11 protein-coding genes and 1 riboswitch are annotated in these 12678 nt (G+C 59.3%); of the genes, 1 reads left to right on the plus strand and 10 read right to left on the minus strand.

Features of this window, described 5'->3' with window-relative positions:
• Window positions 1-110: 110 nt before the first annotated feature.
• The 9 genes from K5D32_RS13890 to K5D32_RS13930 form a co-directional block, all read right to left on the minus strand.
• The gene (locus K5D32_RS13890; protein WP_221578752.1) at window positions 111-806 is read right to left on the minus strand and encodes a membrane integrity-associated transporter subunit PqiC; all 696 of its coding nucleotides are present in this window, start codon (window positions 804-806) and stop codon (window positions 111-113) included.
• A gap of 179 nt (window positions 807-985) precedes the next feature.
• Complete coding sequence (gene parC, locus K5D32_RS13895) at window positions 986-3241, minus strand: DNA topoisomerase IV subunit A (RefSeq protein ID WP_221593155.1); 2256 nt, start codon at window positions 3239-3241, stop codon at window positions 986-988.
• A gap of 10 nt (window positions 3242-3251) precedes the next feature.
• A complete protein-coding gene (locus tag K5D32_RS13900; protein ID WP_025258278.1) occupies window positions 3252-3773 on the minus strand; it encodes a TIGR02281 family clan AA aspartic protease in 522 nt (173 codons plus the stop codon).
• Window positions 3770-4750, minus strand: coding sequence for an esterase-like activity of phytase family protein (locus tag K5D32_RS13905; RefSeq protein WP_221593157.1), 981 nt, complete (start codon window positions 4748-4750; stop codon window positions 3770-3772). The genes K5D32_RS13900 and K5D32_RS13905 overlap by 4 nt, the downstream gene beginning before the upstream one ends.
• The gene (gene parE, locus K5D32_RS13910; protein WP_221600643.1) at window positions 4747-6651 is read right to left on the minus strand and encodes a DNA topoisomerase IV subunit B; all 1905 of its coding nucleotides are present in this window, start codon (window positions 6649-6651) and stop codon (window positions 4747-4749) included. The genes K5D32_RS13905 and parE overlap by 4 nt, the downstream gene beginning before the upstream one ends.
• 16 nt (window positions 6652-6667) lie before the next feature.
• A complete protein-coding gene (locus K5D32_RS13915; RefSeq protein WP_221600646.1) occupies window positions 6668-7303 on the minus strand; it encodes a YqiA/YcfP family alpha/beta fold hydrolase in 636 nt (211 codons plus the stop codon).
• 89 nt (window positions 7304-7392) lie between these two features.
• The gene (gene cpdA, locus K5D32_RS13920) at window positions 7393-8199 is read right to left on the minus strand and encodes a 3',5'-cyclic-AMP phosphodiesterase (RefSeq protein ID WP_221600647.1); all 807 of its coding nucleotides are present in this window, start codon (window positions 8197-8199) and stop codon (window positions 7393-7395) included.
• 99 nt (window positions 8200-8298) lie between these two features.
• Entirely contained in the window at window positions 8299-8751 is a 453-nt protein-coding gene (locus K5D32_RS13925; RefSeq protein ID WP_025258273.1) for a DUF1249 domain-containing protein, read from the minus strand.
• A complete protein-coding gene (locus K5D32_RS13930; protein ID WP_221593160.1) occupies window positions 8742-9359 on the minus strand; it encodes an NUDIX domain-containing protein in 618 nt (205 codons plus the stop codon). The genes K5D32_RS13925 and K5D32_RS13930 overlap by 10 nt, the downstream gene beginning before the upstream one ends.
• Before the next feature lie 206 nt (window positions 9360-9565).
• Between K5D32_RS13930 and K5D32_RS13935 the strand changes: the two genes are divergently transcribed.
• Window positions 9566-10312 carry an RsiV family protein gene (locus tag K5D32_RS13935; protein ID WP_221578758.1) on the plus strand — a complete coding sequence of 249 codons (747 nt, stop codon included), beginning with the start codon at window positions 9566-9568 and terminating at the stop codon, window positions 10310-10312.
• A gap of 76 nt (window positions 10313-10388) precedes the next feature.
• On the opposite strand, the gene thiC is transcribed toward K5D32_RS13935, so the two are convergent.
• Window positions 10389-12278 (minus strand): phosphomethylpyrimidine synthase ThiC, encoded by a 1890-nt coding sequence (gene thiC, locus K5D32_RS13940; RefSeq protein ID WP_221600649.1) that lies wholly within the window; start codon window positions 12276-12278, stop codon window positions 10389-10391.
• A gap of 141 nt (window positions 12279-12419) precedes the next feature.
• A riboswitch (TPP riboswitch) is annotated at window positions 12420-12524 on the minus strand.
• Between the last annotated feature and the right edge of the window lie 154 nt (window positions 12525-12678).

Raw genomic sequence — 12678 nt, forward strand, 5'->3', positions numbered from 1 at the left:
GAAAGCGGCCCCCCACCTGCCCTAAAACAAAAAACCCCCGGTGGGGGTCCACGGTCCGTTTTGAGACTGAAACAGGTGTAAACCTATTTCAGGACTAGACAGCCTGTCCCTTAGAAGCGGAACACTTCAAGGTCTGTGCGTATCGGTGAAGCCATCGGGATCTTCGGTTTATCGGGCTCTTTGGCCTTCGCAACCGGAGCCTTTTTCGGCTCATCAACGACCTGCCAGGCAATTGGCTTGACTGCCATGCTGACCTGATCAGCCAGACGCTGGAGCAAAAGACCCTGCGCCCGGACCTGGTCGGCAGAGCCACCGCTGTGGACTTCCTCCAGGTGAACCAGACGGCTGTCACGAACATTGCCCTTGCGATCCAGCAAACGCCATTGCGCATCGAGCACAGCAGGTTGCTTGGCCCCCGAATCCAGACGGGTGATGGACAACACGATTTGAACATCAGGTTTGAAGTTCGCAACCGCAGGCGCCAGTACGACTCGCTGGCTGTCCAGCTTCCAGGCCAGTTGACGCAGCAGGAGCTGGTCAATGTCCGAAGAAAGGTTGCCGGCCCAGCGGCCATCGGATGAAGCCGTCAGCGTACCGTCAGGCTGACGTTGCAGCAGGGTTTCACGTTGCAGATAGTCAGCAACGGAAACCGGGCCCAGTAAAACGGCAAGCCCGGTGCTCTGTTTCGGCTGGCCCGGGTCACCACTATCGAGCTGATACAGCGCAGTCGGCTGATGCATGCTGCAACCAGCCAGACCTAAAACGCCCGTCATCAACAAGACAAAGGGAAGGCGTAGAAAATTCATCGTCCCATCCAGGTGGCCACCACGGGCGGCCACAGTGTAGATACTTATAGGCTCGTACGGGCACTAAGCCAGCCGAGACCCCAAGACACCATATCATCCGTGAATATTCGCCATGACTCCAGCGATTATGCGTCGATCTTCATGGCAAAATGAAGACCGCTGGCTCTAAATGAATATTCCTAGCTGTTTTCCACCAACAAGGTATCCACACGCTGGAAGCCTCTTGGCAGTTTGTTCCCTCGTCGTCCACGCTCTCCTTTGTAATGTTCCAGATCATCGGCCTTGAGCGACAGTGTGCGTTTGCCGGCCTGAAGCACCAGCGTAGCGCCTTGCGGGATTACCGCCAGGTCTGTCACGTATTCTTCCCGACTTGCCACACGCTCGCCCGGAATACCGATGATCTTGTTGCCCTTGCCTTTACCCAGTTGCGGCAGGTCGCTGATCTTGAAAACCAGCAACCGGCCTTCAGTGGTCACGGCTGCAAGCCAGTTCTGCTCTCGATCGGCCACAGGCCGCGGCAGAATGACTTTTGCACCTGTCGGCAGGCTCAGAAGTGCCTTGCCAGCCTTGTTCTTGGCCTGCAAGTCCTCACCTTTTACCACAAAACCGTAACCGGCATCGGAAGCGATGACATACAGTGCGTCATCATCAGGCAGCAGCACGCACTCAAAGCTTGCGCCTGGCGGTGGTTGCAGCTTGCCGGTCAACGGCTCGCCCTGGCCCCGCGCATTCGGCAAGGTATGGGCGGCGACCGAGTAGCTGCGGCCGGTCGAGTCGATAAAGACCGCATACTGATTGGAGCGCCCGATAGCCGAGGTCTTGAAGCCATCGCCCGCTTTATAGGAAAGCCCTGTGGCGTCGACATCATGGCCCTTGGCGCAACGCACCCAGCCTTTTTCGGACAGCACAACCGTCACCGGCTCGGTCGGCATCAGTTCGTTTTCGGACAGCGCACGGGCCTCGGCCCGCGCAACGATAGGCGACCGGCGGTCATCGCCATAGGTTTCAGCATCGGCAATCAGTTCGGCACGCACCAGCTTGCGCAGCTTGGATTCACTGCCCAGCAGGGCTTGAAGCTTGGCCTGCTCCTTGAGCAAGGCATCCTGCTCGCTGCGCAGCTTCATCTCTTCCAGACGCGCCAACTGACGCAGACGGGTATCGAGGATGTAGTCAGCCTGGATTTCCGTCAGACCAAAGCGTGCGATCAATTCGGCACGCGGATGCTCGGCGGTGCGGATGATGTGGATCACTTCATCCAGGTTCAGATACGCCGTGAGCAAACCGTCCAACAGATGCAGGCGGTGCTCGACTTTATCGAGGCGGTATTGCAGGCGGCGACGAACGGTGGCGATACGGAATACCAGCCACTCATTGAGCAGTGCCTTCAGGTTCTTGAGCTGCGGCTTGCCGTCCAGGCCGATGATATTGACGTTCACCCGGTAGCTGGATTCCAGCTCGGTAGTGGCGAACAGATGCTGCATCAGCTCGTCGACTTCAACCCGGTTGGAGCGCGGGATAATGACGATACGGCAAGGGTTTTCGTGGTCGGACTCGTCACGCAGGTCGGCCACCATCGGCAGCTTCTTGGCCTGCATCTGAGCCGCGATCTGCTCCAGCACCTTGGCGCCGGACACCTGGTGCGGCAGCGCAGTGACCACGATATCGCCATCTTCGACGCGATACACGGCACGCATGCGCACCGAACCACGACCGGTTTCGTAGATTTTCAGCAGGTCGGCCTGGGGCGTGATGATTTCCGCTTCGGTCGGGTAATCCGGGCCTTTGACGTGAGCGCAGAGGTCTTCGATGCTGGCTTTGGGGTCATCGAGCAGATGCACACAGGCGCTGGCCACTTCCCGCAGGTTGTGTGGCGGCACATCGGTGGCCATGCCCACGGCGATGCCGGTGGTGCCATTGAGCAGAATATTCGGCAAACGTGCCGGCAAGACGGCAGGTTCATCCAGGGTTCCGTCAAAGTTCGGCACCCAGTCCGCAGTGCCCTGACCCAGTTCGCTGAGCAGCACTTCGGAATAACGCGACAGCCTGGCTTCGGTGTAGCGCATGGCCGCGAACGACTTGGGATCATCCGGCGCACCCCAGTTACCCTGCCCGTCCACCAGCGTGTAGCGATAGCTGAACGGCTGAGCCATGAGCACCATTGCTTCGTAGCAGGCCGAGTCGCCGTGCGGGTGAAACTTGCCGAGCACGTCGCCCACGGTACGTGCAGACTTCTTGTGCTTGGAGTCGGCACCGAGGCCCAACTCGCTCATGGCGTAGACAATGCGTCGCTGTACAGGCTTGAGGCCGTCGCCGATATGCGGCAAGGCACGGTCCATGATTACGTACATGGAGTAGTTGAGGTAGGCCTGTTCGGTGAAGTCAGCCAGTGATCGGCGTTCTACGCCATCCAGGCTGAGGTCAAGGGAGTCGCTCATGCGGGCCTCATCATTTTGTCGTCTGACGCAGCAGCAAGGTGCCGCCGCGCTGGGTAAATTCGAGTTGTTTCATTGCGCTCATGCCAAGCAATATCTGCTCGCCCTCAAGACCGGGCGCCACAATGGCGCGCACGTTGCGCAGGGTGATGTCACCCACCTGCAGGCTGTCGAGCACAGCCCGATAGCCGCGGCTTTCGCCATTGGCGGTGCTCACCGTAACCGGTACGCCTCGCGACAGGCGCAGCGTGTCGGCCACTTCAGCCGGGATCGCCACATCGGTTGCCCCGGTATCGACCATGAACTCGACCGTCTGGCCATTGATCCGGCCGGTGCTGACGAAGTGCCCGCGGCGGTCAGCCAGCAATTGCACTTCGATATAACCCTCGCCGTGTTGCGAAACGACCTGGGTATTGGGGTTCTGCTGCCGCTCTTCCCAGTCGCCGAAAAAGCGCGTGGCCAGAAACAGTCCCGCGCCCCAGGCCAGGAACATCAGAATCCTGCCCGCACGCCTGCCGGGAAGCGGCTGGTTCATTGCCCGGAGCTCCAGCCACCGGCGGGAGCCGCAAAGCGCCAGACAATCGGGCGTTTCTCGCCATCGGCCCGGACACCGAAATTGTTGTCGATACCGATCCAGGCTCCGCTTTCATCGACCACCAGTGCTTCGGTCAGGCCATAGGGCTGATCGTAGACACGCCCAGGCAGCAGGGCCTCTTTGGCGAACGACCAGCAATGCTCGACCTCACCGCTTTCCAGAGTCCGGCGACAGACCTGATAGACCGAACGCTCCAGAGTGAACAGCTTGCCGTTGAACAGCGAAATATCCGAGAAATCCTTTGTGGATAACTTGTCGCCTTTCAACTGCGGTGGCGGTGCGGCCTGCCCCGGATCGACAAGCAGTACACAGCTTTTCCTGCAGCTCCAAGTGTCCTTTTCACGCTGGACTACCAGCAACCCGCGACTCTCACGCTCGGCCGCCAGCCAGACCTTGTCGCCTGCCGCATTGACAGCAATGCCTTCAAAGATCGCGTTGAAATGCTGCAGCATGCCCCGGGCACGGGCCTGTTCTACCATTGCCGCAGGCAGATCAAGCCACACCGGATCGCCGGTGACCGGCACTTTCAAAACAGTGCCGTGAGCCTCGCTGACCAGATAACGATTACCTTGAGCGTCACAGCTCACGCCCTCGAAATCCATGCTGCCGCCACGTATCACGGATGACAGGCTGGCCAGCGAGCGCAGATTCAGAGGCAGATAGCTGACCGGCTCCGGCACCGTCATGGCGTGAGGCTCAGCCACCCAGGTCTTGTTCGTGGTATCGAGGCTGTAAAGCAGGTTGTCGTCACGATCCGATACCGTCCACAACCGGCCGTTGCACATCGCCAGACCCGACAGATTACCGCCGACCATACCGTCTACCGGATGCTCGGACACCAGTGTCAGTTCTTCAACAGGCGCAGCAAGGGCCGGTGCGACGACCAGCATCAGGGCGGCAAGCCAACTTCTCGTCAAGTCAGGACCTCGGCAAGGTTGCCCTTGGATTCAAGCCAGGTCTTGCGATCACCTGCGCGCTTCTTGGCCAGCAGCATGTCCATGATTTCCGACGTCGCAGCGAAGTCATCCAGCGTGAGTTGCACCAGACGCCGGGTATTCGGGTCCATGGTGGTTTCACGCAACTGCGGCGGGTTCATTTCACCCAGCCCCTTGAATCGGGTGACCTGCGGCTTGCCGCGTTTCTTCTCGGCAACCAGACGATCCAGAATGCCGTCGCGCTCGCTTTCATCCAGGGCGTAGAAGATTTCCTTGCCCAGATCGATGCGGTACAGCGGCGGCATGGCGACATACACGTGGCCCGCATCCACCAGAGGACGGAAATGCTGGACGAACAGCGCGCACAGCAGGGTTGCGATGTGCAGACCGTCCGAGTCGGCGTCGGCGAGGATGCAGATCTTGCCGTAACGCAACTGGCTGATATCAGCAGCGCCCGGATCGACACCGATGGCGACCGCGATATTGTGGACTTCCTGGCTGGCAAGTACTTCGCCGCCATCGACTTCCCAAGTGTTGAGGATCTTGCCGCGCAACGGCAGGATCGCCTGGAATTCCTTGTCCCGCGCCTGCTTGGCTGAACCACCTGCGGAATCACCCTCGACCAGAAACAGCTCGGAACGCGCCGGGTCCTGGCCGGCACAGTCGGCCAGTTTGCCGGGCAGCGCAGGCCCTTGGGTGATGCGCTTGCGCTCGACTTTCTTGCTGGCTTTCAGGCGACGACCGGCGTTGTTGATCGCCAGATCCGCCAGTTGCAGGCCCAGCTCGGAGTGGGTGTTCAGCCACAGGCTGAAAGCATCTTTCACAACGCCGGAAACAAATGCCGCCGCCTCACGGGACGACAGACGCTCCTTGGTCTGGCCGGAGAACTGCGGTTCCTGCATCTTCATCGAGAGCACGAAAGCGATTCGCTCCCAGACGTCTTCCGGTGCCAGCTTCACGCCACGCGGCAGCAGGTTGCGGAATTCGCAGAACTCGCGCATCGCATCCAGCAAGCCCTGGCGCAGGCCATTGACATGGGTGCCGCCCTGAGCGGTCGGGATCAGGTTGACGTAGCTTTCCTGAACACTGTCGCCGCCCTCGGGCAGCCAGAGCAGCGCCCAGTCCACGGCTTCCTTGTTACCGGCGAAGCTGCCACAGAACGGTTCGTCCGGCAGGCGCAGGAACTCGGTGACCGAATCCTGAAGGTAGGAGCGCAGGCCGTCCTCGTAATGCCACTCGACCTTTTCGCCGGTGGATTTGTCCTCGAAACTGACCAGCAGCCCCGGGCAAAGTACGGCCTTGGCCTTGAGCACGTGCTTGAGGCGGCTGACGGAGAACTTGGGGCTGTCGAAATACTTGGGGTCCGGCGCGAAATACACGCTGGTGCCTGTATTGCGCTTGCCAACCGTGCCGACAACGGCCAGTTCCGAGGCCTTGAAGCCGTCGGCAAAGGTCATTTCATATTCGTTGCCATCGCGCTTGACCCGAACCCGGACCTGGGTCGAGAGCGCGTTGACCACGGAAATCCCCACGCCGTGCAGGCCGCCGGAGAACTGATAGTTCTTGTTGGAGAACTTGCCACCGGCGTGCAGCTTGGTGAGGATCAGTTCGACACCGGACACACCTTCTTCCGGGTGGATATCCACCGGCATGCCGCGACCGTCGTCGGACACTTCCAGAGAGTTGTCGGCGTGCAGGATCACCTGGACCGATCTGGCATGCCCGGCCAGCGCTTCGTCGACACTGTTGTCGATCACTTCCTGGGCAAGGTGATTGGGCCGAGCGGTGTCGGTGTACATGCCCGGACGTTTGCGAACCGGGTCGAGGCCCGAGAGGACTTCGATGGCGTCTGCGTTATAAGAGCTAGCGCTGGGAATGGCCATGGGTTCTCATCATCAATTATTCATGGGTACGAAGGCGCGAATCGGATAGATCAATTGCCCGCAACAGATCAGGCGCAAATCCGGCAAAACTCAGCAAGGCCGGCATCTGCTCGGCAAAGCCTTGATAACTGTGGTCGCCACCGGCCTGGATGCGCAATGCACAGGCCCGATAGAACGATTCGGCACGGCGATAATCCAGGGTTTCATCACCGGTCTGCAGCCATACCTGAATGCGGTCCGGGTCCTGTGGAGCCGGTACTTCAAGCTCCGCCAGTGCCGTTATGTGGTCTTGGGTCAATTCCCAGCGCTCACCGGTATACAGGTTTTGCTGGGTACCGAGGTAGCCGTCGAACAACTGGTGCGGATTCACCGCCGGGTTGATCAGGACCGCCTTGAGGCCGTGCCGATGCGCCAAGTGAGTCGCATAGTAGCCGCCGAGCGAGCTGCCGACCAGCAAAGGCCGCCCAAGCGCCTGTATCGCGGCCTCAAGCTGAACCATGGCCTGGCGCGGATGGTGATGAAGTTCGGGGACGCGCAATTGCTCGCCTGCACCCAGCGAGTTCATCAGAGCGATCAACCGGCAGGCCTTGTTCGACAGGGCAGAGCTGTTCAGACCGTGAATGTACAGCAATGAAGGTATGTCGCTGATCAAGCCGTCTCTCCCGAAGCCCGGAACAAAGCCGCGTAGTTTACAGGGATAAATGGCTCAAGGCCTCAAGGGAATTCATGGTCCGGCAAGGATCAATAGCCGGTGCCGCCATAATCGACTTCGAACTCCATGCCGACCACGCGGGAAACGCCGGTTTCGAGCTGCCCGTCATCGTGCAGGCGCAGCCAGCGATAGCCCGGCGCGGCGGTGTCGAGGGTGAAATCCACACTGCCCGGCGCGAACTGGATACACGTGGACGGCGAAGCCAATAGCCTCACGCCATTACGCTGCTGATCGAACGCTTGATGCACGTGCCCCCACAGAACGGCACGTACCTGAGGAAAACGATCCAGCACCGCGAACAGCCCGTCGGCATTGCGCAAGCCGATAGGCGCCATCCATTCGCAGCCGATAGGCACCGGATGATGGTGCAGGCAAACCAGATGATGGCGATCGGGAGCCTCGCTCAGGGATTGCTCCAGCAATTGCAGTTGCTGCTCCTGCAGGAAACCGGGCACGGAGCCTGGAACCGCCGAATCCAGCAGCGTCACTCGCCACTGACCGACATCAACCACTGGCTGCTGCAAGTCACTGTCTTGTGAGGCATGGGCCATTTGCGGCAATTCGTCGTGATTACCGGGGAACCAGCGCACAGGCGCAGCGATCTTCCCGCTGAGCTGACGAAAGGCCTGATAGGACTGCACGCTGCCATCCTGGGAAATATCACCACTGGCAATCACAAGATCGATGCCCGACTGCTCGGCCAGCACCAGATCGACGACCTTTTCCAGGCTGTCACGGGTCTTCATGCCCAGCAGCGTGCCATCCGCTTCAGCGAACAGGTGACTGTCGGATAGTTGCACCACTAAAACTGACGATGATCGGGATGCGCTCGGCAAGGCCGTCTCCTTGAGCGAATTCAGCGCGATTATGAGATGCGGGAGAAGGCAGGTAAATCGGGAAAGTGTGCCTGGATCACATTTGAGTGAGCGGCAGGGTCAACGGACCGCTTCAAACTCGTGACCGCACGCCAGACAGTGGCTCAGCCATTCACCCAGGAACAGATTGAGCTGAGCCTTTTCGTCAGGCTGGTGCATGTCGGCATTGGGGTACGGATAAATCCCCCGAAAGCGTCGGGCATGCTCGGCGCCGATCACTTCGGCCATCCGCGCATCGTGATAGACCTGAACTTCCAGGCGCGGTACCGGCAGCCACGCCAGGCTGTGCTCCTGGCGAACCTGCAGGGTTGTGGTGTACGGGCAGTCGAGAAGCACTTCGACTGCCAGCACGCCGAGCATCTGGTCGCCCTGGGTGACCGCCACCCGGCGCGAGCTTTTCTGGGTACGCATATCGGGAAGCAGACGCATCAAGCGCGCGTAATTGGCCTCGCACGCCGCCTGTAGCCCGGCAAGATCGACACGGTAGCGCTCGCGCAAAAGATTCACGACCATAGCCCCCTTATTTCCGTACGGTTCAACGCCAGCCATTGCAAGGCAATGATGGTTGCCGCATTCATGATTCGCCCGTCAGCCACCGCCTGGATCGCATCATCGAACGACCAGACCGACACACGGATATCCTCGTTCTCGGACTCCAGCCCGTGCAGACCGCCCGCCCCCTGACTCTCGCACTGCCCCATGAACAGATGAACGAATTCGTCACTGCCACCGGGTGAAGGAAAGTACTTGGTTATCGGCCATAACGCGCTGAAAACAAGCCCAGCTTCCTCTTCTGCTTCGCGATGAGCAACCTCTTCCGGCTGTTCGTCCTTGTCGATCAATCCGGCCACCAGTTCGATCAGCCAGGGGTTGCCGCTTTTCTCCATCGCGCCTACCCGGAACTGTTCGATCAGCACCACTTCATCGCGCCTGGCGTCATAAGGAAGAACACAGACGGCATCGTGACGAACGAACAGTTCGCGGCTCATTTCATTACTCATGCCACCGGCAAACAGCTCATGGCGCAGGTACAGCTTGTCGAGCTTGTAGAACCCCTTGAAGCAGCTTTCGCGCCGGGTGATCTCAAAAGCCGTGGGCGTTGATCGGGTGTTCTGGGGCATAGGTTTCTCGCTTGCGGTGATCTGTGACTTCAGACCATCCTAACGCGCATCGACTCCAGGATGCAGCCCCCTTGAAGATGCAGGGTAGACGGCCAGGGCATAAAACACTTCTAATCCGCCAAGTGGCGAACCGAAGACATTGTTTGCAGTCCAAGCAGCCTGCACACGAACAATGCAGACCGCCTCCATTGCCGCCAAGGACCAACATGTCGTTATTGAGGATCACTTCACTGGCTTGTCTGGGCCTGATGCTGGCTGCCTGCCAAAGCATTTTCACGCCCAACATGCGCACCCCGCTGCAAGTCCAGCGCGATGCTTCCGAGTTGATAAAGCCAGGCTGCACCACCACTGATTGCCCGCTGGTCAATATCGATACCGTGCATTTCCCCGACGAGCCAAGGCTGGACGCCATTGTCCAGAAGACCTTGCTGCAACTGACCCGCACGGATTCCGGCGCGCCGGTGCCTGCGTCGATCAAGGACTATCAGGAACAATTCCTGAGCAGTGCCTCGGGTCGCAACAGCAGCTATCTGCAAGCCAAGGTACGCGAACAGCATGACGGTATCGTGGTAGTCGAGCTGTCGAGTTATCTGGATACCGGCGGCGCCCACGGCAACCCCGGCAGAGCGTTCATCAACTACTCGCGCCAGCAACAGAAAGTCCTGACCCTGGCAGACATGGTGATCCCGGGCAAGGAAAACGAATTCTGGGCCAAAGCCGAGCTGGCCCATCAGGGCTGGCTGGTTTCGACCAAGATGAATCAGGACAGTGAGTTCGTGAAGACCTGGCCGTTCAAGCGAACGCCCAACATTGCCCTGACCTATGGTTCGGTGATCCTGAAGTATCCAGTCACCACCATTGCGCCCTACTCCATGGGCCATATCGAGCTGAAGATTCCTTATCCACAGCTCAATGGGGTTATCCGGCCGGAGCTGTTCCCAGGTCGCGGCTAAAGATGACGTCTCGCGGATAAATCCGCTCCTACTCCCGCTAAATGGTAGGAGCGAATTTATTCGCGAATGAATGCGGTCAGACTTTCTTGTAGAGCTGACTGCCTTCCTGCTTGAAACGCTCCGCCTGCTCACGCATCCCTTCCTCCACGGACAGGTCGACCGCCTCGATTTTCTGGTTGGCGGCGTACTCGCGCACTTCCTGTGTGATCTTCATCGAACAGAACTTCGGCCCGCACATGGAGCAGAAGTGCGCCACCTTGGCCGAGTCCTTGGGCAGGGTTTCGTCGTGGTACGAACGGGCGGTGTCCGGGTCCAGGCCGAGGTTGAACTGGTCTTCCCAGCGGAACTCGAAACGCGCCTTGCTCAAGGCGTTGTCACGAATCTGCGCGCCCGGATGACCTTTGGCCAGGTCCGCCGCGTGGGCTGCGATCTTGTAGGTGATGATCCCGGTTTTCACGTCATCCTTGTTCGGTAGCCCCAAATGCTCCTTGGGCGTGACGTAGCACAGCATGGCGCAACCGAACCAGCCGATCATGGCCGCACCGATGCCCGAGGTGATGTGGTCATAACCGGGCGCGATATCCGTGGTCAGCGGGCCAAGGGTATAGAACGGCGCTTCGTCGCAGCATTCCAGTTGCTTGTCCATGTTCTCCTTGATCAGTTGCATCGGCACATGGCCTGGGCCTTCGATCATGGTCTGGACGTCGTGTTTCCAGGCAATCCTGGTCAGCTCGCCCAGGGTTTCCAGCTCACCGAACTGGGCTTCGTCGTTGGCGTCGGCAATCGAGCCGGGACGCAGGCCATCGCCCAGCGAGAAGCTGACGTCATAGGCCTTCATGATTTCGCAGATTTCATCGAAATGCGTATAGAGGAAGTTTTCCTTGTGATGCGCCAGACACCACTTGGCCATGATCGAGCCGCCACGGCTCACGATCCCGGTGACGCGCTTGGCGGTCAATGGCACGTAGCGCAGCAGCACACCGGCATGGATGGTGAAGTAATCGACGCCCTGCTCGGCCTGTTCGATCAGGGTGTCGCGGAACAGCTCCCAGGTCAGGTCCTCGGCCACGCCGTTGACCTTTTCCAGCGCCTGATAGATCGGCACGGTGCCGATCGGAACCGGCGAGTTGCGGATGATCCACTCACGGGTTTCATGAATGTGCTTACCGGTGGACAGGTCCATGACCGTGTCCGAACCCCAGCGAATGCCCCAGGTCAGTTTGGCGACTTCTTCCTCGATGGAAGAACCCAACGCACTGTTGCCGATGTTGCCGTTGATCTTCACCAGGAAGTTACGGCCGATGATCATTGGCTCCAGCTCGACGTGGTTGATGTTGGCCGGAATGATTGCTCGGCCACGGGCGATTTCTTCGCGCACGAACTCGGCGGTGATTTCCTTCGGGATGCTGGCACCGAAACTGTGGCCGGCGTGCTGCTGCTTCAATAGGCCCGCAGCACGAGCTTCCTGAAGTTTCATGTTTTCGCGGATGGCGACGTATTCCATCTCGGCGGTAATAATGCCCTGACGGGCATAGTGCATCTGGCTGACGTTGGCACCCGCCTTGGCCCGACGCGGGTTGCGCACGTGGGCGAAGCGCAGGGCGGTAAGCTCAGGATCGTCCAGGCGCTGCTGGCCGAAGTGCGAACTCAGGCCGGCCAGACGTTCAGTATCGTTGCGCGAGTCGATCCAGGCCGAACGCACGTCGGCCAGGCCCTGACGCACATCGATGACCACATTGGGATCGGTGTATGGACCGGAAGTGTCGTAGACCGTTACCGGGGCATTGATTTCGCCACCGAAGTCAGTGGGCGTGACATCAAGGGTGATCTCGCGCATCGGCACACGGATATCGGGGCGCGAACCCTGGACATAGACTTTCTGCGAGCGGGTAAAAGGTTGTACCGATCCAGAATCGACCTGGGCGGACTCACTCAAGTGCGGGGCGTTTTTTGCTTTTGTACTCATCACGGCTCTCCAGACAGTTTGTTGTCGGAGTAACCTGATAAAACGGACGGACGCACCCTTACAGGTGCTGAGTATCGGCAGGCGTGCGCTGTTCACTTTTTGAACAATCGACCCCGGACGACACTCAAGAGGACTCGCCGGGAGACGAGAAATCTTGTTCCCTACGCAGGCGCTAACCTGATCAGGTTCAACGGGATCCGGTTTAACCGATCTCAGCCTCACAGCAAGGCACCCCGACAAGAACGCCGCAAGTCTATGATGGTCGGCCCCGCAAATGCCAGCCTATTTATGTGGCCATCGATAAATGGCTAATAGTCGATTGTTGCGCTCAACTTCTGGCTCTACACTCGCTAACCCGGTTTTGCATCAAACCGGCATCATTACCATGAACAGGGAATGC

The sequence above is a fragment of the Pseudomonas cichorii genome (assembly GCF_019719005.1).
GTDB lineage: Bacteria > Pseudomonadota > Gammaproteobacteria > Pseudomonadales > Pseudomonadaceae > Aquipseudomonas > Aquipseudomonas cichorii_E.